Below are 19,109 nucleotides of genomic sequence, written 5' to 3' on the forward strand. Positions count from 1 at the left end.
TTGATGGCCTGCTGCAGACAGCAAGCCTTGCAATTACTTGATAAGCGCATTCGGATCGATAATCAGGGCTACCTGACCATCCCCGAGTATCGTCGCTCCCGAGACAGCTTCGATGTTGGTCAAATACTTGCCGAGTGATTTCAATACGATCTCGCTCTGGCCGATAAACTCATCCACCGTAATGGCGCCCATTTTATCACCTTTGCGGATGACGACAATTTCCGTTTCATCCTCTTTATCCTCAAAGAACGTCGTAGACTCCATAACCTGGCTAAGCGATATAACCGGGATAACCGCGCCGCGGTATTCAATCATGCGGTTGCCATGAATTTTACGGATATGCTCTCTGCGGATAATGCCTGTCTCTACAATAGAAGAAAGCGGAATCGCATACTTCTCGCTGCCTAATTTAATCAGCATAGCCGAGATAATCGACAGGGTAAGCGGAAGCTGGATCGAAAACTTGGTTCCCTTGCCAAGCTCCGATTCGACGGTTACATGCCCGCCAAGCGTTGCGATTTTGGACTTTACCACGTCCAGGCCAACGCCCCGCCCGGAGATATCGGAGATCTTGTCAGCTGTGCTGAAGCCTGCCGCAAATATCAGCATATTGACTTCGTTATCCGTCAGACGCTTGGCTTCATCCGGTGTAATAACTCCGTTCTTGATTGCTGTTTGCTTGACTTTCTCGCGGTTGATACCGCGTCCGTCTTCCTCAACTTCGATGAAAACATGGTTGCCGCTGTGAAATGCCCGCAGATTGACGCTGCCTACCTCAGACTTGCCTGCAGCGATGCGGTCGGCAACCGGTTCGATTCCATGATCAAGCGAATTGCGAAGCAGATGAACGAGCGGATCGCCTATCTCATCCACGACCGTTCGGTCAAGCTCCGTGTCCGCGCCGGAAATAACGAGATCGACTTTCTTATCCAATGATTTGGCAAGATCGCGCACCATCCTTGGAAACCGGTTGAAAACGGACTCCACAGGCACCATCCGCAGCTTCAGTACAATATTCTGCAGATCCCCGCTGACACGGGTCATATGCTCGACTGTTTCATTTAGATCGTTGCGCCGGATCTCGCTGGCCAGCTGCTCCAGCCGGACGCGGTCGATAAGCAGCTCGCTGAAAAGATTCATCAGCGCATCCAATCTTTCGATATCAACGCGTATAGTCCGGGATGCATTGCCCGGGGCCGTTTGTGCCGGAGCTGCCGGGGTCTGGGGCCGGACAGCAGCGGCAGAGGAGTCAGCAGCAGGCGGTGCTGCTTGAACGGCGGGGGCAGGTGCCTGAACTGTACTTTGCATGCTTGCTGCCGTCTGCAAAACAGCTCCGCCGATCTGCATCAGTGTGTCACGATCAAGCGCTGTAACCGCCGCGCTCTCGATTTCAGAGACGGATTCGATGCCCTTTTGCAGCTCGTCGCCGCTAATACTTGCGATCGTGAATACGGTAAACGAACGATCAAACTTTTCCTGCTCGATATCCTGTACGCTTGGAGAGGATTTGACCACTTCCCCGTTTCGCTCCAGAAAGTCGAAGACCATGTAGGCTCTTGCCGCTTTGAGTACGCAATCCTCACGGATGGTAACCACAACGTGAAATACGGAGAGTCCGCTTTCTATGGACTGCAGCAGGATCGAGGACTGGAATTCATCGAGCATCGCAGAACTGTCTCCAGCTCCGCTTGGTGACGATTGTGCAGCAGAACCGGACGGCTGATCCTTCTGATACTCCCCTTTGACAATTGCTTTGAGCGCAGCCACGATTGGCGTAACATCGGCCTTGCCTGTTCCGCCGGCAATAATGTCCTGAACCATCGACTCAAGAGCGTCCAGACCTTTAAACAGCGTGTCAAATATAAAGCTGTCCATTTTGAGCTTGCTGTTGCGGACCAAATCCAGAACATTCTCCATCTCATGGGTGAGCGATGCCAAATCTTCATATCCCATTGTCGCCGACATCCCTTTGAGCGTGTGGGCAGAACGGAAAATGACCTGGACAATGCTGATGTCCTCAGGATCGCCCTCCAGCTTTAGCAGGTTTTCATTAAGCGACTGCAGATGATCATTCGATTCATCAATAAACATTGATAAATAGGCGTTCATATCCATTTCAAGGCACCTCCTGTTGAAATATTTTCCAGGCGAATAATGGTTGCTTCTATCTCCTGACCGCTTCTATGAGCGCAGGAGCAATTTGCCGCAGTGGAACAATCGACTTGGCAACACCCGCTTCCACCGCTGAGCGGGGCATGCCGTAAACAACGCAGGTCTCCTCCGCTTCCGCAATGGCGCTTTCCCCACCGCTTGCATTGAGAGCCCGCATCCCTTTCATACCGTCGCTCCCCATGCCTGTCATAATGACGGCATGGCGTTTTAATTCGGGGAAAGCAGCGCAGGATTCAAACATGACATCCACCGAAGGACGGTGTCCGCCCTGCGGAGGCTCCTCGGTAAGCTTGATGAAGTACCCGCCTGCATCCTTCGCCAGCTTCATATGGCAGCCTCCGGGTGCAATGTATACCACCCCGGCATACACCCGCTCATCCTGCTCCGCTTCCCTGACGTGGACGGAACTGAATGTGTCCAGCCGCTGGGCCAGCGAGCGTGTAAATTTAGGCGGCATATGCTGGACAACCAGCACCGGCGCCGGCAAATCCCCCGGCAGGGCGGAAATAACTTCGTGCAGGGCACGGGGGCCGCCTGTTGAGGTGCCGATTGCAATAAGATGGCGAAACGTGCTGGCAGGCGAAAGCTTCGTTTTCAGGCGTGGTACTTCAAGCTCCATTTCTTGAAAAGGTTCCAGAGAACAGGATTCATCCGTCTGAGGATAAGGAAGCTTATTTTTAGCCTCCTTATCCTCCGCGTTCTTCGTTGTTTTTGCAGCAGGCAAAGCATTTTCCTCTTTATTTGAAACAGGCGGTTTCGCCGGTTTGCGCGGTTTCAGCACTTGCTGCAGATCTTCCATTGCCTTAGCTGCCGCCGCAGCCGGCTTTTGTGCCGGTTGCACAGGGTTGGCCTGACGTTTGGTCATGACGGCAATCCGCATTTTTTCCAGCAGCTGCTCTGCAACGGTATGAATATCAGGCGACAATGGCCCAGATGGTTTGCGGATGAAATCGAAAGCCCCGTACTGCAGCGCCTTGATCGTTTCTCTGGCGCCATCGTCACTTATGCTGGAAAGCATGATGATCGGAGCCCTGTAAATACGCATGATTTGTCTTAAGGCTTCCAGGCCGTTCATCTCCGGCATTTCCAGATCCATCGTGATGACATCCGGCATCCATCGTGCCACAGACTCAATCGCTTCCCGCCCGTTAGCCGCGGTGGCAACAATCTCGAACTTGGGATCAGTGGCGATGATATCGCATAAAATTTTGCGCATGAATGCGGAATCATCTACCACGAGTACCCGATGAGCGTTCATAGGTGTTTTTCCTCCCTGTAATCAAAGGATTATTTCATCAGCCTGAACATCTTGTGTAAAAATCCTTTGACTCCATTGTTGGCAGAACCCCCAGCATCCGGGACTGCCATGAAACGATTCGCAATATCCAGAATGGATTTGGTGGCGTCGCTTCCCGGATAGGCAATGGAGAACGGAACCTGTTTTTTGACCGCTTTGGTCACATTCGGATCATCGAGAACGATACCGAGCATAGGGAGCTTTATATCCAGAAACCGTTCAGCGACCATGCTTATTTTGTCGGCAGCAGCCTTGCCTTCTTTATGATCCATGGCCCTGTTCACGACAAGCTTGAATTCGATTTGATGATCCATCGCTTTCACCATTTTGATCAGCGCATAGGCATCTGTGATGGATGTGGGCTCAGGTGTTGTAACAACAAAGGTTTCCTGGGCTGCGACAATAAACTTGACGGTTTCCCTGGAAAGCCCCGCTCCGGTATCAAAAATAATGACGTCGTACTCGCCGTGCAGTTTGCCGATCTGTTCCTCAAAATAGTCCAGCTCCGCAGGCGTCAAATCCAGCAAATCCTTGAAACCCGAGCCTCCTGCAATAAAATGCAAGCCGCCAGGACCTTCTTCTATCATGTCCCAGATCGTTTTTTGCTGTTTGAGCAGATGGTACAGGTTATACGGTGCGGAAATGCCCATCAATACATCAATGTTGGCCATCCCGATATCAGCATCGAAGACCAACACCTTGAGTCCCAGCTTCTGCAGGGCCAGGGAGAAATTCAGGCTGAAATTCGATTTCCCCACACCGCCTTTGCCGCTTGTCACCGTTATGACCCGGGTTGTCCTGCCTTGATTTTGCAGCTCCCGGCTGCGCACCATGTGACGGAGCGCTTCCGCCTGGTCATTCATCCCTTGCCGCCCCCAGTAACTGTTCTATATATCTCTCGGTGCGGAATGCGGCAATATCATCGGGAACGGTTTGTCCGTAAGCTATGTAAGCCGGTTTCAGACCGTGCTCCATGACAAGATTCAGAATGGCTCCATAGGAGCTGGTTTCATCCTGTTTCGTAAAAATGGCGCTTCGTATGCCATATTTGGCAAAGTTTTCTGCAACTGCCGACATATCCTTATACTTGCCGGTTAAACTGAGCACCAGATAGGATTCAGCATGTTCGCTTGATTGAAGAAGGCTGTTTACTTCTGATACGTAAAGCTCATTGCGGAAATTCCTGCCTGCCGTGTCCATAAACACCAGCTCCCGATCCTGAAGCTGAGTGAATGCCCGGGCTACCTCGGAGGGTGAGAACACCACTTCGAGCGGCACATTCAGAATGGTCGCATAGGTTCTAAGCTGATCGACAGCGGCTATCCGATACGTATCGGAAGTGATGAATCCAACCTTCCTTCCAGCCTTCAACGTCTGTTCCGCAGCAAGCTTGGCAATTGAAGTGGTTTTTCCTACTCCGGTTGGACCTACGAAATGGACGACTCTCGTTGACTTGTTGATACCGGAGCCTTCGAAATCATCCAGCCACTGACCCAGCGTTCTGCCCGCCGCCGCCCATACGGCCTGATGGCTGGGTTCTGTCAGATTCTGTGCTTCCAGCTGCTCCTGAACAGCATCCAGGCATTTATCAATCCAGGCTGCTTCAACCTCCTGACCGTTCAGTCGGTCATACAACGCCTGCAGCGGCTCCGGCCAGGTTTTCAGCTGCTGCTGCTTGGACATTTTGACAATCCACTGCTTCATATCCATGATTTCATCCATCAAATCGCGATCGGAGATCTTCCTGGCGGAAACCGCAGCGGTTCTTTCCACTGGAGGCTCGATCTTCGGTATTAGCTGGTTCAAAGCAGCCTCACGGGAAGCCTGTGTGGGCTTGATCTGCACGGATACAGGCGAAGCGCCTGCCTGCTTCTGAATCGAATTCGCGTATTGGGCAGCTGCGTTATTCATGCTTGTTGTCTGCTGAGCGCCAAGTGCCGCAATCGTCCCCAAAGCTGTATGGGCTGCAGCTGACGTCTGCCTGGGCTCTACAGGCTGCTGCGGGCGGGCCGCAGGTGCAGGCCTTGCGCTGCTTGCACTTTCCACAGCAGCGATTACTTCCATCTTCTTCTTGCTGAACATCCCGAGGAAGCCGCCAACACGGATGACTTTTGTCCCCAGGATGACGGCATCGACACCAAGCTCGCTGCGGATCATGGGTAGAGCATCGGGCACGGCGTTTACTATATAGCGTTTCACCTTCATAGATTAACCACCCCGATGCTCTGGACTTCAACACTGGGCTCAAGCTCGCTGTAGGAGAGTACCGGAATGTCCTGCATCGTCCGTTCCACGATTTGCCGCAAATACATCCGGATGGTGGGCGATGCCAGAACAATGGGCTGATAGCCGGATTGAATCAGCTTGCTTACCTGCTCATTCAGCTTCTGATAGATCGTTTGGGTAGCCATTGGATCCATCGCCAGATAGCTTCCCTGTTCGGAGCTTTGAACCGATTCCGCGATTTTCTTCTCTAATGAAGGACCGACCGTTATGACGCGCAGCGTATCACCATTTTGCGAGAACTGCTGTGTGATTTGGCGGGACAATGACTGTCTGACATACTCGGTCAAAATATCGGGATCCTTGGTATAGGTGCCATGATCGGCCATCGTTTCAAATATGGTAACCATGTCGCGAATTGAGATTTTCTCACGAAGAAGCTTGGACAATACTTTCTGGATATCGCCTATCGTCAATATGGAAGGGATAAGCTCATCGACAAGCGCCGGATAAGCCTCCCTAACATTGTCCACAAGCGCCTTTGTTTCTTGTCGTCCAATCAGTTCATGCGCATGCCGTTTAATAATTTCCGTCAAATGCGTTGCCACAACGGACGGCGGATCTACGACAGTGTATCCGGTAAGCTCAGCCCGTTCCCTGTTCGCTTCATCGATCCAGATGGCCGGCAAGCCAAATGCCGGCTCCGTCGTCTCGATGCCAACAATCGATTCGTCATCGAATCCAGGGCTCATAGCTAAATAATGATTAAGCAGCAGCTCGCCTCTGGCGACCGTATTTCCTTTAATCTTGATCACATATTCATTTGGCTTCAACTGGATATTATCGCGGATCCGGATAACCGGCACCACCAGCCCAAGCTCCAGAGCGCATTGTCTGCGTATCATGATGATACGATCCAGCAAGTCGCCGCCCTGCTGCGTATCCGCAAGGGGAATCAGACCGTAACCGAACTCAAACTCAATAGGGTCAACCTGCAGCAGGCTGATCACACTCTCTGGACTTCGCACCTCTTCAATTTGCTGTTCTTCCACCATCATATCTTCTTCAACCTGCCGTTTGACGAGCGATTTCTGCATCCGGTAGCCCGCAAAAGCCAGCAATGCGGCAAAAGGCAAGGTCGCAACAGGGCCAATTGGTGTGAAAATCCCAAGCAACGAGATAGTTCCCGCAACAATATAGAGCAGCTTCGGATAACGGAACAATTGATCGGAGAGATCCGAAGCAAGATTCCCATCGGATGCCGCCCGCGTAACAATCAGGCCTGTTGCCGTGGAGATCAGCAGTGCAGGTATTTGACTGACAAGCCCGTCACCGATCGTCAGGATCGAGAAGGTATGAAGCGACTCCGAGAAAGACATGCCGTGAATCGCCATCCCGATAATAAAGCCGCCCAGCAAGTTGATAATGAGAATAATGATGGATGCGATCGCATCCCCCTTAACGAATTTGCTGGCTCCGTCCATGGAGCCGTAGAAATCCGCTTCCCGTTCAATCTTATGGCGGCGTTCTCTGGCCTGCTGCTCATTAATGAGGCCGGAATTCAGATCCGCATCGATGCTCATTTGTTTTCCCGGCATCGCATCGAGGGTGAACCGCGCCGCGACTTCAGCAACGCGCTCTGAGCCTTTGGTAATAACAATAAACTGGACAACCACGAGAATTAGGAACACGACAAAGCCGATCGCGATTTCCCCGCCGGCCACCCAGCTTCCGAACGTATGAACGACTTTACCTGCTTCTCCGTACTGCAAAATATTACGGGTCGTCGAAATATTGAGCGCCAGCCGAAAGAGAGTTGTAATCAAAAGCAAAGCGGGAAAGATGGAGAACTGCAGCGCATCCTGCGTGTTCATGGATATGAGCAAAATTGCCAGCCCAGCGGAGATATTGACGATTAATAATACATCGAGCAGTCCGACGGGTATCGGGATGACCATCATGAGAACGATGCAGATGATTCCGATTAAAATGGTCAGGTCCCTTGCCTTCATGACTTTCCCTCCTCCACTAGAAAATACTTCAAGTCCGTCAAAAGCAGACTTTTTTGTAACTTTTTCATTTCACTCTGCCTTTAAGCTTATATACGTATGCCAGTACTTCTGCCACAGCTTGGAACAAATCAGCCGGAATCGTCTCTCCGATTTCCGCTCTTTCATATAAAGCTCTGGCAAGCGGCTTATTTTCCATTGTGATAACGCCATGCTCCTTCGCCGCTTCCCTGATTCTCAAAGCGACAAAATCCATACCCTTGGCGACAACTGTAGGAGCTTCCATTTTGGAACTGTCATACTGCAGGGCAATAGCAAAGTGAGTCGGGTTGGTAATAACGACGTCGGCCTTAGGCACATCCTGCATCATCCGCTGCAGCGCCATTCTGCGCTGGCGTTCGCGAATCTTGCCCTTGATGAGCGGATCGCCCTCGGATTTCTTGTGTTCATCCTTAATGTCCTGCTTGGACATTTTCAGGCTTTTCTCATGCTCATACTTCTGATAAAGAAAATCGAAGACGGCGAGTATGATCAAAACGGCGCCGATTTCAAGTCCGAGCCGAATCGTGATGCTGGCCACATAGCTGAATATGCTCTCCACCGGAACGCGCGCAAGCGATAGAATATGACCGCGTTCATTCCATAGGGTCAAATAGACGATGAGTCCGATCACAAGCAATTTCAAAATATTTTTGACAAATTCGGCAACCGAGCGCATGGAAAATATATTTTTGAAACCTTTGAGCGGGCTAAGCTTTCCGAGGTCCATTTTCAAGGATTCGCCTGTCAGCAAGAACCCAAACTGCAGATAATTGCCGAGCAGCGCCACGATAATGGCGATGGCAAACATCGGCGCCAGCAGCATCAACCCCTGCATGATCAAATCGGAAAACATGCTGATCACATTGCCAACCGATACATCCATCAAGAGATCCTGTTCCAGCATCAGACCAAACATGAGGATAAGCCGCTGCTTGTAATAACCGCCCAGCATGATGAAACTAAAAAAAATGAACATCATGATGAACGCTCCGGGAAGCTCGTGACTTTTGGCAACTTGACCTTTTTGGCGGGCTTCATCCCTCTTTTTAGGCGTTGCACGCTCCGTTTTTTCCTGTGAAAACAGCTGTAAGTCGAGCGTCCAACGATACGATCGCATGATCGTGAGCCCTCCTTGCCTTAAGTTGCCGGATTTCGAATGATGCCCAGCAGTTCTTGAATGGCTGCGAATAATTGCGAGAACAAATGTTCAAAGATGGCCAGCATACCCGGAAGCAATATAACGAGCATAAGCAGCCCGATGATGATTTTGAGCGGAATGCCGATAACAAACACATTATATTGCGGGGCCGTGCGCGCAAGAAAACCAAGCCCGACATCCGCCAGAAACATGGCAACCACAATCGGCGCGGACATTTGCAAGGCAAGCATGAAGGTTTCAGCAAATGTATGGACAAGAAAGGTTGAAATGTTGCCATTATAGATATGGCTGAACAACGAATTCGACAGCGGTATCCATTCATAACTGTCTAGTAAAGCCATAATCAGAAAATGATGACCGTTCACGGATAAAAAAATGAGGGTCGCCATCATAAATTTCAGATTCGCGATCAAAGGCGATGAAGCCCCTGTCATGGGATCTATGACATCCGCGATGCCAAAGCCGATCTGCAGATCCATAAATCCGCCGGCGGTCTGAATCGCAGCAAAAAATAGATAAGCTGTGAATCCCAGCAGGACACCCGCCAATATTTCGCGAATGATCGCGAGAATAAACGAGGCATCCGGTACGACGGTTTGCTTCAATCCATAGGTCATGAACACGATGATCGATAACATAAAACAAAACCCGATTTTGAAAGTCGTCGGCACCGTTCGTGTAGAAAAGACAGGAGCCACGACGAAAAACGATGTTATTCGACAAAAAATAAGCAAAAAAACAGGGAAACCTTGTACGAACACCTCCATCGATTCACAGCCTATCCGATGTATTTATATAAATTATTCAGCAGATTGTAAGTGAAATCGACCAGCGTGTTCAAAATCCATGGACCAAACAGCAAAATCGAAAGCAGAACGGCGACTATTTTCGGGATAAAACCAAGCGTCTGCTCCTGAATCTGGGTCGTCGCCTGGAAGATGCTTACAAGCAGCCCTACCACAAGACCAAGCACCAACATGGGTGCGCTAGCTTTAAGCACCGTGTATACCGCTTGCCCAGCTAAACCGATAACAAAGTCTGAACTCACGGCTATACTCCTTCCCTGACAGGCATTACGTGTTGAAACTTAGCAGCAGCGACCTGACAATCAGATACCATCCATCGACAAGAACGAACAGCAGGATCTTAAACGGGAGTGAAATCATGACCGGCGGAAGCATCATCATCCCCATTGCCATCAGCGTACTGGCCACAACCATGTCGATGATCAGAAACGGAATAAAAATCATAAATCCCATTTGAAACGCCGTACGCAGCTCGCTCAAGGCATAGGCCGGAATGATAACCGTAATCGGGATGTCCTCATAGGTTTCAGGCTTCGCGGTCTTGGTATAATCCATAAACAGGAGCAGATCTTTCTCCCTTGTCTGGTTAAACATAAATTTTTTCATCGGTACTGCCGCTTGGGAGAGCGCCTCGGTCTGTGTCAGTTCACCCTTCAGGTAAGGCTGCAGGGCCACATCATTCACTTGCCCCAGCGTCGGGGCCATGATAAAAAAGGTGAGGAACATGGCCAACCCGATTAAAACCTGATTGGGCGGCATCTGCTGCGTACCGAGAGAGGTACGGACAAATCCCAGCACAATAACAATCCGTGTAAAGCTGGTCATCAGAACAAGTATAGCCGGCGCCACACTGAGCACGGTAATGATCAGGAGCAGCGAGATCGCGCTTGTTCCCGGACTCTCCCCACCGTCGCCGATATCCAGACTGATGTTGGGCAAAGGCTCGGCAAAGGCGTGAGATCGAAAAAAAAGCGCCAGCAACTGGATTGCAAAAAACGATAGTATGATTTTTTTGTTCATTCATCCAACAACCGATCATTATGATTTTGCTCTTTAAGCAGATCTTCCACCTTTTGCTTCTGATCCGATTGACGCTTCATCTTGCTCTGGAGCAAATCCTGAAATGAGGATGCTGCTTGCCAAGGTTCGTCCGATGGCCCGGAAGACTCCCTCCGGTTCCGGAAACGGTTCAGGAAATCCGTGACGGATGGGGAATTCCACTGGCGCCCATTCTGCAGCTCAATCGCATCCAATATGGCCATTGCGGCTTCGGGATCATCTATTTTATCAAGCAGCGTAATGCTGTCAGCCACACCAACAACATAAACGCGGCCGGATAGTTCAACCACCTGCAGTGACTTGTTCTGGCCCAGCGGAATTCCGCCTAATGAACGAAGAGCCCGGTTGCTTCCCCAACCCCGGTTCTTGTTGGAAAGCCACTTGATCAGAAGGACAATCAGGCCGATTACCAGGGCAAGAGCGACAATAACCCATATCAGGTAACCAATGCCGGGTCCGGCAATATCCCCAGGCATCTCATCATTTACTGCCGCCGCTGCTGACACCTTTGCCGTCATTATCCATCCGCTCGCTGCAAATCCCGCAAGCCTTAACCCGCTAATTTGTTTCATAAGCAAACTAACCGAGCGTTTTCTTGATGGCTTCTATTACCCGGTCAGCTTGGAACGGCTTAACAATAAAATCCTTGGCTCCCGCTTGAATGGCGTCGATAACCATAGCCTGCTGACCCATGGCGGAGCACATAATAACTTTGGCATTGCCATCGATTTTCTTGATTTCTTTCAGTGCCACAATACCGTCCATCTCGGGCATCGTTATATCCATCGTAATCAGGTCGGGCTTTAATTCCTTGTATTTCTCAATTGCCTGTGAACCGTCCTGTGCTTCTCCGACTACCTCGTAACCATTCTTCGTTAAAATGTCGCGGATCATCATTCTCATGAACGCAGCGTCGTCTACGATCAAAATGCGGTTTGCCATCGTTTGTTCCCCCTAATTGTTTGTGCAACTGGATGTTATTGAAGCTTTGCAATACGATCCCATTGGCTGACGATATCAGTGACCCGGACGCCAAAATTCTCATCGATAACGACAACCTCGCCTTTGGCGATCAATTTGTTATTGACCAGAATGTCGACCGGCTCTCCTGCAAGCTTGTCCAACTCAATGATCGAACCCTGCGACAACTCAAGAATATCCTTAATTTGCTTTTGAGTTCTACCTAATTCTACTGTGACTTTAAGCGGAATGTCGAGCAATAAATTCAAGTTTGAATCATCCGGCTGAACGTAATTCGCACCCTGAAAATTCGCGAACTGCACAGGCTGTACGTTAACGTTCCGATTCGGCATTCCACCGTAGGTTTGCGGTCCATTTTGCGGTGGTACAGCGTACTGCGGCGGCATTGGAGGAACATTCGCAGCAGGCGGTGCCATTGGTGCTTGCGGCACTTCCGGGGCTGCAGCATAGGCTGGCTGTCTCGGCGGCTCTGAATAAGCTGCAGGGGCTGCAGGAGGTGTCGATGATGCAGCGGCAACCGGAGCCGGATCGCCAACACCTCCCATAAGCGTATCAACCATTTCCTTGGCGAACGGAATAGGCAGAAGCTGCATAATAGTAGAGTCGATCAGATCGCCAATCGTCAAACGGAATGCAATTTTAATGAAGGTATCATCAGGCGGAAGCTGATCCACCCCTTCACCGTTGGAAATGTTCAAAATATCAATGCCCGGAGGCGAGATATTGACAAACCGATTAAAAATCGTGGACATGGATGTCGCTGACGATCCCATCATCTGGTTCATGGCTTCCTGTACGGCACTGATATGTATCTCGTTCAAAGCTTCCTCCGCCGGATTCCCATCACCGCCAAGCATCAGATCCGCGATGATTTGCGCATCCTTGGTTTTAATGACAAGCGAGTTGATCCCTTGAAAGCCATCCACATAATGAACGGAAACGGCAACATGCGGTTTCGGAAACTCTTCATCAAGCTGGGTGCGCGTAATGATCGAAACCTCCGGCGTTGTAATATCAACTTTCTTGCCGAGCAATGTGGATAACGCAGTAGCCGCGCTTCCGAAGGTGATATTGCCGATTTCCCCGAGGGCATCCTGCTCCATGGCATTCAAATACTGGTTAAGTTCCTGCTGGTTCCCCTTCGAATCCGGCATGTCCGGCATATCGGAGGATTGACGCAGCAGGGCATCAATTTCTTCTTGTGATAAATAATCTTTACTCGTCATAGTCGTCCTCCACTCCCTCACTGACCACTTCATCGATTTGCACAGCCAAGCGATCTTTGACTGAACCCGGACTGCCGATAAATTTCAATTTATCGCCGACCTTCAGATCCAGTCCCTGACCGATCGGTTTATTCAATGCGATAACGTCTCCTACCGCAAGACCCAGAAACTCACGGATCGAAATACTGGATTGACCAAGCTCGGCCACAATCGGCAGCTTTGCTTTGCTGACCCGCTGTTTCAGCACTTCAACCTCTTCCGGAGCACGTGTTTTCTTCTGTGATACAAACCAATGATGGACAGAGAGTCTTGGCATAATCGGTTCGATGACAACATGCGGTATGCACAGATTAATCATCCCCGTCGTATCGCCAATCTTCGTACTCAATGAAATCAGAGCGATCGTTTCATTGGGAGAAACGATTTGCATGAATTGCGGGTTGGTCTCCAGCGCTTCCAGCCTTGGCGATATATCGACAATCGTCTTCCATGCTTCCTGAAGGCTCTCAAAGGTACGGCTGAAAATCCGCTCCATGATAATAGTTTCGATCTCTGTCAGCGCATTGATCTTGGATGGGGCGACACCCTGACCTCCGAGCATCCGGTCCAGCATCGCATACGCAACATTGGGGTGAACCTCCATAACCATCCGGCCTTCAAGCGGCTCTGCTTCGAAGATATTCAGGATCGTCATCTTCGGAATGGAGCGGATAAACTCATCATAGGGCAGCTGTTCCACCTGGACGACACTAATTTGCACAAACGTACGAAGCTGTGCCGAGAAATAAGTCGTCAAATATCGCGCGAAGTTCTCGTGTATCCGGGTAAGGCTTCGGATATGATCCTTCGAAAAACGGACCGCACGCTTAAATTCGTAAGAGCGAATTTTCTTCTGCGTCTCTTCCTTTTTCAGTTCTTCCGCATCCATCTCTCCGGATGATAAAGCAGCAAGCAACGCGTCAATCTCGTTCTGCGATAAAACATCAACCAACTATTTCACCCCCTTCAATGGAATGCTCTTTAAGCCTTATAGCTACAGTTTGGTTACGATAAAGTTTGTGATCTCCACTTTTATAAGCTTGCCTTTTGGCAGCACCGGATTAATCAGATTGAGCAGCTTGGAGCTCAGCTCGTCTTTTCCCTTGGAGCCATTGATTTGCTCAGGCGTCATGTCTGATAGTGTACGGATAATGATCGGACGAATTTGGATTTCTTTTATTTTGTCGAAATCTTCTTTGGTTGATTTCTTGTCCATCTGAAAAGCCAGACCCATTACAGCAATGTAATCGGGTTCGGATAGATTGGTCTTGATATCGGTCAGCTCGCTGGTCACTTCGACCCGCTCGTCGGCGTTAAGCTTCTCCACCTTCACGCTATCCGCATTGCTTGCCGCTTTGGCAGCAGAGTCTTTTGGCTCGTCACCGCCCATTAAAGATTTGTATAAAATAACAGCTACAACAGCGATAAGCGTTATCGCGAGCAAAATCGTAATTAACCAGGGCAGCATTTTCTTCATGTCAAAGGTCCCTCCGTTTGTCCGCTCTTAACGTTCGCCGCATAGACGCCGATAGAGTGAAGATAAGCCTGCATGGAGGAAATCACTTCAGTCGCTTTCTCCAAAACCAATATTTTTTTCCCCGTTGTTAGCGTAATAAGGGTATCCGGTGTCTCTTCGATCGTTTCAATGAGAAGCGCGTTAATATAAAAATGTGTTCCGTTCAAACGAGTTACGTTAATCATGGGCTCCCTCCCCTAACCTGTCAGGGAGACATCAATGTCTCCCCTACGGCATCCTGCCTATCGTTTTAAGTTAACTACCTCTTGCAAAATTTCATCGGATGTGGTGATAATCCGCGAGTTAGCCTGGAATCCGCGCTGCGCCACGATCATCTCCGTAAATTCGGAGGTCAGGTCGACGTTTGACATTTCCAGCTGTCCGGCTATGAGAGCTCCTGTTCCCGCTTCAAGATCGCCAGGGAATGTCAGCGTCTGATCGTCGCCCTCCGGGTTGGCATTTTGCGTCACTTTATACAAGCTGCCTCCGATCTTCTCAAGGCCTGAAGGATTGACTACTTTCATCGCAGCTAACTGGGCAATGACTGAACTTGTGCCATCAGGAGCCACACCAATGACAGAACCATCCTGTGCGATCGAGAACGATTTTACAGCTGCTGGATCCATAACGATCTGAGCCCCGCCACTGTCCAGCACGAACAGTCCGTCACCGTTCACAAGCTGTCCAAGCGCATCCACTGTAAAATTACCGGCCCTCGTCAAGTACCTTGTCGTACCGTCGTCAGGGGAAACGACAAAGAATCCGTCTCCGTCAATCCGCACATCGGTTGGAACATTCGTCGTCATGGCACTGCCCGGCGTATGGATGGTATCAATGGAGCCAATCGCAACGCCCAGACCAATCTGCTTGGCGTTCACTCCGCCTGTAGTCGCATCTTCAGGGCGCGTAACACCCGATACCGATTGACTCAGGATGTCTTTGAACATGACGCGCCCGGCTTTAAAGCCGACCGTATTCACATTGGCAATATTGTTGCCGATAACGTCAAGCTTGGTTTGAAATCCGCGCATACCCGATACTCCGGAATACATCGATCTTAACATGCTTGTTTTGCCTCCTCATTCGTTCTGGTTTCGAAATCCATTCCATCCGGCCGCTTCCGTCGATCAGCGGCTAATTGGCTTCCTCCATGAGGTCCAGCCGTTTCGTTTATGAGACAATTACTGCGCTGTCGATCTGGGTAAATACGTTGCCCTGAAGCAAACTGCCGTCAAGTGCAGTGACCACCGTTCGGCTTGGAATGTTCACGATCATGGCAATATCCCGATAAACAACCAATGAATCCTTGGCCCCTTTTGTAGCAGCCTGGTCAATCGCGTTCACGATTTTGGTCAGCGTTTCGGGCTTGAATGAGATCCCCCGCTGCTCCATCCGCTGCTGCGCGTGATGGCTGAACTTCAGAACATTGCGGTCCAGAACCTCCTTGAACGATGCGGCTCCTGCCGTCTTTTCCTGCGGCGGCGTTTTGCGCAAGCCAGGATTCGTATTGGACAAGCTAAGATGGCCAATTTTTATCTGGTCATTCATGGGCAGGCTCACCACCTTCGGCGGCTGGGTCGCCACTTTCTGCAGGCTGCTCATCGCCTTCACCGGCAGGTTCCCCGGCATTGGTGATTGAAACTATGTTGTCCAGGTTGATATCTTGATCGCCTATTCTGGCATACTGCACGCCTTCGGTGACGATGATCGAGTCTACGATTCCGGTCTTCGGAACAAGCTCTCCGTTCTCCCCATTCTCATACCATTGAACTTCCTTGCCGATCATCGTCGAGGCCATCCCGAGATTCTGGCGGAGCTTGGTTAATTCCCCTGACATGCTCATGAGCTGCTCAACGGATGAGAACTGTGCCATTTGAGCAATAAAATCTTTATCTTCAAGCGGCTGCATGGGATCTTGATTCTGCAGCTGAGTGAGAAGAATACGTAAAAATTGATCTTTTCCAAGTGTGTCGTCTTTAGGTTTGGCCGCAGCATTTTGCACATTGCTGGAAGAGTAGTAAGGCCATACATTGCTGGTTGAGATCGCATCATTCGCCATTCTCGCTTCACCTCCATTCCTTAAAGCAATTTGCAAACCCGGTTAATCCTTACGCTCTTGCATGAATTCCACGGCCAAGACCCATGTGACGGTCCACAGCCTGATCAACAGCCAATTCTTCCAAATCCGTATCAAAGCTTGATATACCGCCGAGTGCGTCATCTTTTCCCTTGCCGCGCTTGCCGGACTGCTGGTCTCTACCGCTTTGCCCTTGACGATCCTGGAACAGACTGGTTTGAACCGTGTTCTGCGAAACCTCAAGCTTGTCCACTTGAAGGCCTTGTGTCAGCAGCGAAGCACGCAGCTGAGCCATCTGGTTCTCCAGCATATCCTTGGCTGCTGACGTATCCGTCATAAACATAGCAGTCAACAAACCGTTCTGGACGGTAATCCGCACATCAACTTGTCCAAGATGCTCCGGAAACAAGGAGATGCGTGCCTCCGATACACCATCTGCCGACGAAACATGAAATTGCTTCACGATCAGATTTTGCATGTTTTCAGCAAACTGCTGGACCGGAACAGGCTGTACGAGAAGCGGTTTGGCCATTTGGATCTGACGCTGCAGCTCCTGATTGACTGTAACAACCGGCGTTTCCGTTCCAAGGCCCTCCGCGATTGCCGCTCCAGGGTCCTCCGCCGCCAGCACCTTCTCCTCAGAAGAAGCATGGTTCGTCAATACGCCAACATGGAACAATTGATGAGCCATCCGCTGCAAGTGTACGTTGGGTGCCGGTGCTGCCGTTAATATGGGACGAAGAGAATCAAGCACTTCCTCGCTTATTCCCGTAAAAGCCTGAGGCAGGGCAGCAGTCTGTTTCTTGCCGTCCAGTTTTTGCTCAACCTCGGTCAGCTGTTGGCCTACCGCCGCGAGCAGGTCGCGATTTGTTTTGCCGTTTTTTCCCTGCTGAAGCAAGGATCGGAGATCAACAAGGGCATCCTGTAGACCGGCTTTAAGCACAGCAACCGCCTCGCTATTATCCACTTCAGGAACAACCGGCGGCTGAATAGAAGGTTGGACCGCAGCGGCAGACAGCACATTGAGGACCGGCTGAACAACTGCGGCTGTGGCTGAGCCTGTGACCACATCGACCTGGATTGGTAAGTCAGTGGTCGGAAGCTGTTCATTCTCCGTTCCGCCAGACTCAGCAGCAGGATCAGTAACGGGCTTCGGGATGAGCGGAACAGCACCAAGCATGGCAAGCAAATCCTCAACCTGCTTAAGCGCATCCGTCAAATCCTCTTTGGATACCGACGTATCTCCATCTTCCTTATCCAGGGAATCCAGCTTCTTCAGAAGTTCTGTGATGGCGGCAATCAAGTCGGCCGCTGAAACATTTTCGCCGAGCAGCGCAGTCAGCTGGGCAGCATCCATCATTTTCCCAGTGGAAACTCCGCCTTCTGCGGCTTGCGAAGTCCCAGCATTGCTGCCTGTAATGGTTTGGACTAAGGTTTGGACAAAAGCATCGCTTCCGGACTGCTTGGCTGAAGCCGTGCCAGCCTGTGCCGAAGATGCGCCGGGTGCCGCTTGAGAAATAGGCATTTGCATTTTTATTTCACCTCCTTTCCAAGAAGCCCTCGATAGGCGCATATCCCTACTTGCCTGTCATCAATTTCGAAACAAGCTGTGCAGTAATATCTTTATTCAAGCCGGACATGGCTGCGACAATTCGGGATCGAGCAGCGTCATCCACTGTATTTAAAATGCGAAGTACCTTGCTCGGACTTACATCAGCCATTTTCAGCAGCAAATCTGCCGCGCTGTTGGCGTCCATGGTGTTGAAGGTTGCCTTGAGCTGATCCTTGTCCAGCACAGTTACCGTTTGTGCGGCGGCCGTGTCCTGCTGCTTGATGCGCGCCTGCAGCGCTGCGATCTGGCGGTCCTTGGCGGTCTTGCCATCCTTAAGCATGACAGTTGCGTCAGCCGCGACCTTCGGGGTCATTTTCTCCAAAATTTTCACACGGTCATCCGGACGCATGGCATCCAGGACGAGCACAGCCTCTTCGATTGTCATACTTTCCAGAATCGGGGCCGCCTTGCTCGGTGTAATTTTGGCATACATACTCGCCAGCTCTACGATTTTGTTTTGATACTGCTCATCGTCCAGCTGCTTGGCCGAGTTAGATGCCTTAAGCTGATCGACCTCAGCCTGCAGATCCTTGATTTCCTGCGTCTGCTTCGTCTTGGCTTCTTCCGCCTGTTTAAGCGATGCATCCTTCGCAGCAATCGAAGCCGTCAGCTCGGCAATCTTGGCTGTATTGTTTGTATTAATTGTTTGTTCCTGATTCTTGTCGTTCTCCTCGCCGGCAACGGACGGCTCAGGGAGAACGTCTCTCAATAAGGGAATCGCATTACCTGCCTCAAGCGCCTTATTCCGCAAATCGAAATCAAACAAAGTAACCAGTACGCCAAGCAGTACAATCGTAAATAAAATAGGGGTAACAAAAAACATAAATTTCTCAAAACCGCTATACCCTTGCTTTTCATTCTCAATATCCGCCAAGTTTACCCCTCCCTCGG

20 protein-coding genes are annotated in these 19,109 nt (G+C 50.4%); all 20 read right to left on the reverse strand.

The genetic code is table 11. The features are described from left to right. Window positions 1-33 precede the first annotated feature (33 nt). The 20 genes from AC0YNV_RS09170 to AC0YNV_RS09265 all read right to left on the reverse strand — a co-directional run bounded on the left by AC0YNV_RS09170 (window position 34) and on the right by AC0YNV_RS09265 (window position 19,092). On the reverse strand, window positions 34-2,115 hold the full coding sequence (locus AC0YNV_RS09170; RefSeq protein WP_475767715.1) for a chemotaxis protein CheW: 2,082 nt from the start codon (window positions 2,113-2,115) through the stop codon (window positions 34-36). 49 nt (window positions 2,116-2,164) lie between these two features. Next, window positions 2,165-3,430 carry a protein-glutamate methylesterase/protein-glutamine glutaminase gene (locus AC0YNV_RS09175; RefSeq protein WP_475767717.1) on the reverse strand — a complete coding sequence of 422 codons (1,266 nt, stop codon included), beginning with the start codon at window positions 3,428-3,430 and terminating at the stop codon, window positions 2,165-2,167. A 29-nt stretch (window positions 3,431-3,459) separates the two neighbouring features. Then, on the reverse strand, window positions 3,460-4,332 hold the full coding sequence (locus AC0YNV_RS09180) for a MinD/ParA family protein (RefSeq protein WP_475767719.1): 873 nt from the start codon (window positions 4,330-4,332) through the stop codon (window positions 3,460-3,462). Next, the gene (gene flhF, locus AC0YNV_RS09185) at window positions 4,325-5,674 is read right to left on the reverse strand and encodes a flagellar biosynthesis protein FlhF (RefSeq protein WP_475767721.1); all 1,350 of its coding nucleotides are present in this window, start codon (window positions 5,672-5,674) and stop codon (window positions 4,325-4,327) included. The genes AC0YNV_RS09180 and flhF overlap by 8 nt, the downstream gene beginning before the upstream one ends. Continuing rightward, window positions 5,671-7,704 carry a flagellar biosynthesis protein FlhA gene (flhA, locus tag AC0YNV_RS09190; RefSeq protein ID WP_475767723.1) on the reverse strand — a complete coding sequence of 678 codons (2,034 nt, stop codon included), beginning with the start codon at window positions 7,702-7,704 and terminating at the stop codon, window positions 5,671-5,673. Before flhA ends, flhF begins: the two co-directional genes overlap by 4 nt. 64 nt (window positions 7,705-7,768) lie before the next feature. Beyond that, a complete protein-coding gene (gene flhB, locus AC0YNV_RS09195; protein WP_475767725.1) occupies window positions 7,769-8,860 on the reverse strand; it encodes a flagellar biosynthesis protein FlhB in 1,092 nt (363 codons plus the stop codon). A gap of 20 nt (window positions 8,861-8,880) precedes the next feature. Beyond that, on the reverse strand, window positions 8,881-9,669 hold the full coding sequence (fliR, locus tag AC0YNV_RS09200) for a flagellar biosynthetic protein FliR (protein ID WP_210041181.1): 789 nt from the start codon (window positions 9,667-9,669) through the stop codon (window positions 8,881-8,883). Between the two features lie 11 nt (window positions 9,670-9,680). Beyond that, window positions 9,681-9,950 (reverse strand): flagellar biosynthesis protein FliQ, encoded by a 270-nt coding sequence (fliQ, locus tag AC0YNV_RS09205; RefSeq protein ID WP_210041183.1) that lies wholly within the window; start codon window positions 9,948-9,950, stop codon window positions 9,681-9,683. Between the two features lie 25 nt (window positions 9,951-9,975). Continuing rightward, window positions 9,976-10,728, reverse strand: a complete 753-nt coding sequence (gene fliP, locus AC0YNV_RS09210) for a flagellar type III secretion system pore protein FliP (protein WP_475767728.1) — start codon at window positions 10,726-10,728, stop codon at window positions 9,976-9,978. Next, window positions 10,725-11,285 (reverse strand): flagellar biosynthetic protein FliO, encoded by a 561-nt coding sequence (locus AC0YNV_RS09215; RefSeq protein ID WP_210041188.1) that lies wholly within the window; start codon window positions 11,283-11,285, stop codon window positions 10,725-10,727. Before AC0YNV_RS09215 ends, fliP begins: the two co-directional genes overlap by 4 nt. 61 nt (window positions 11,286-11,346) lie before the next feature. Next, window positions 11,347-11,709 carry a response regulator gene (locus AC0YNV_RS09220; protein WP_188992526.1) on the reverse strand — a complete coding sequence of 121 codons (363 nt, stop codon included), beginning with the start codon at window positions 11,707-11,709 and terminating at the stop codon, window positions 11,347-11,349. Window positions 11,710-11,744: 35 nt separating this feature from the next. Continuing rightward, window positions 11,745-12,974, reverse strand: a complete 1,230-nt coding sequence (fliY, locus tag AC0YNV_RS09225) for a flagellar motor switch phosphatase FliY (RefSeq protein ID WP_475767730.1) — start codon at window positions 12,972-12,974, stop codon at window positions 11,745-11,747. Continuing rightward, complete coding sequence (fliM, locus tag AC0YNV_RS09230) at window positions 12,964-13,965, reverse strand: flagellar motor switch protein FliM (RefSeq protein ID WP_210041192.1); 1,002 nt, start codon at window positions 13,963-13,965, stop codon at window positions 12,964-12,966. The genes fliY and fliM overlap by 11 nt, the downstream gene beginning before the upstream one ends. A 42-nt stretch (window positions 13,966-14,007) precedes the next feature. Further along, on the reverse strand, window positions 14,008-14,490 hold the full coding sequence (locus tag AC0YNV_RS09235) for a flagellar basal body-associated FliL family protein (RefSeq protein ID WP_210041194.1): 483 nt from the start codon (window positions 14,488-14,490) through the stop codon (window positions 14,008-14,010). Beyond that, entirely contained in the window at window positions 14,487-14,714 is a 228-nt protein-coding gene (locus AC0YNV_RS09240) for a flagellar FlbD family protein (RefSeq protein ID WP_210041196.1), read from the reverse strand. Before AC0YNV_RS09240 ends, AC0YNV_RS09235 begins: the two co-directional genes overlap by 4 nt. Window positions 14,715-14,771: 57 nt before the next feature. Beyond that, complete coding sequence (gene flgG / locus AC0YNV_RS09245) at window positions 14,772-15,593, reverse strand: flagellar basal body rod protein FlgG (protein ID WP_210041198.1); 822 nt, start codon at window positions 15,591-15,593, stop codon at window positions 14,772-14,774. 106 nt (window positions 15,594-15,699) lie between these two features. Beyond that, a complete protein-coding gene (locus AC0YNV_RS09250) occupies window positions 15,700-16,077 on the reverse strand; it encodes a TIGR02530 family flagellar biosynthesis protein (RefSeq protein WP_475767733.1) in 378 nt (125 codons plus the stop codon). Next, a complete protein-coding gene (locus AC0YNV_RS09255) occupies window positions 16,070-16,588 on the reverse strand; it encodes a flagellar hook capping FlgD N-terminal domain-containing protein (protein WP_210041202.1) in 519 nt (172 codons plus the stop codon). Before AC0YNV_RS09255 ends, AC0YNV_RS09250 begins: the two co-directional genes overlap by 8 nt. A gap of 49 nt (window positions 16,589-16,637) precedes the next feature. Beyond that, window positions 16,638-18,137: a flagellar hook-length control protein FliK gene (locus tag AC0YNV_RS09260; protein ID WP_475767735.1), complete on the reverse strand. Its 1,500-nt coding sequence runs from the start codon at window positions 18,135-18,137 to the stop codon at window positions 16,638-16,640. Window positions 18,138-18,183: 46 nt separating this feature from the next. Then, window positions 18,184-19,092, reverse strand: a complete 909-nt coding sequence (locus AC0YNV_RS09265; protein ID WP_475767737.1) for a MotE family protein — start codon at window positions 19,090-19,092, stop codon at window positions 18,184-18,186. Between the last annotated feature and the right edge of the window lie 17 nt (window positions 19,093-19,109).

The organism is Paenibacillus sp. JT31N11 (genome assembly GCF_056269285.1).

Bases quoted from the DNA above. Each gene is read 5' to 3' on its own strand.
- AC0YNV_RS09170 (WP_475767715.1), bottom strand. From the start codon at position 2,115: ATGGATATGAACGCCTATTTATCAATGTTTATTGATGAATCGAATGAT.
- AC0YNV_RS09175 (WP_475767717.1), bottom strand. From the start codon at position 3,430: ATGAACGCTCATCGGGTACTCGTGGTAGATGATTCCGCATTCATGCGC.
- AC0YNV_RS09180 (WP_475767719.1), bottom strand. From the start codon at position 4,332: ATGAATGACCAGGCGGAAGCGCTCCGTCACATGGTGCGCAGCCGGGAG.
- flhF (WP_475767721.1), bottom strand. From the start codon at position 5,674: ATGAAGGTGAAACGCTATATAGTAAACGCCGTGCCCGATGCTCTACCC.
- flhA (WP_475767723.1), bottom strand. From the start codon at position 7,704: ATGAAGGCAAGGGACCTGACCATTTTAATCGGAATCATCTGCATCGTT.
- flhB (WP_475767725.1), bottom strand. From the start codon at position 8,860: ATGCGATCGTATCGTTGGACGCTCGACTTACAGCTGTTTTCACAGGAA.
- fliR (WP_210041181.1), bottom strand. From the start codon at position 9,669: ATGGAGGTGTTCGTACAAGGTTTCCCTGTTTTTTTGCTTATTTTTTGT.
- fliP (WP_475767728.1), bottom strand. From the start codon at position 10,728: ATGAACAAAAAAATCATACTATCGTTTTTTGCAATCCAGTTGCTGGCG.
- AC0YNV_RS09215 (WP_210041188.1), bottom strand. From the start codon at position 11,285: ATGACGGCAAAGGTGTCAGCAGCGGCGGCAGTAAATGATGAGATGCCT.
- AC0YNV_RS09220 (WP_188992526.1), bottom strand. From the start codon at position 11,709: ATGGCAAACCGCATTTTGATCGTAGACGACGCTGCGTTCATGAGAATG.
- fliY (WP_475767730.1), bottom strand. From the start codon at position 12,974: ATGACGAGTAAAGATTATTTATCACAAGAAGAAATTGATGCCCTGCTG.
- AC0YNV_RS09235 (WP_210041194.1), bottom strand. From the start codon at position 14,490: ATGAAGAAAATGCTGCCCTGGTTAATTACGATTTTGCTCGCGATAACG.
- AC0YNV_RS09240 (WP_210041196.1), bottom strand. From the start codon at position 14,714: ATGATTAACGTAACTCGTTTGAACGGAACACATTTTTATATTAACGCG.
- flgG (WP_210041198.1), bottom strand. From the start codon at position 15,593: ATGTTAAGATCGATGTATTCCGGAGTATCGGGTATGCGCGGATTTCAA.
- AC0YNV_RS09250 (WP_475767733.1), bottom strand. From the start codon at position 16,077: ATGAATGACCAGATAAAAATTGGCCATCTTAGCTTGTCCAATACGAAT.
- AC0YNV_RS09255 (WP_210041202.1), bottom strand. From the start codon at position 16,588: ATGGCGAATGATGCGATCTCAACCAGCAATGTATGGCCTTACTACTCT.
- AC0YNV_RS09260 (WP_475767735.1), bottom strand. From the start codon at position 18,137: ATGCAAATGCCTATTTCTCAAGCGGCACCCGGCGCATCTTCGGCACAG.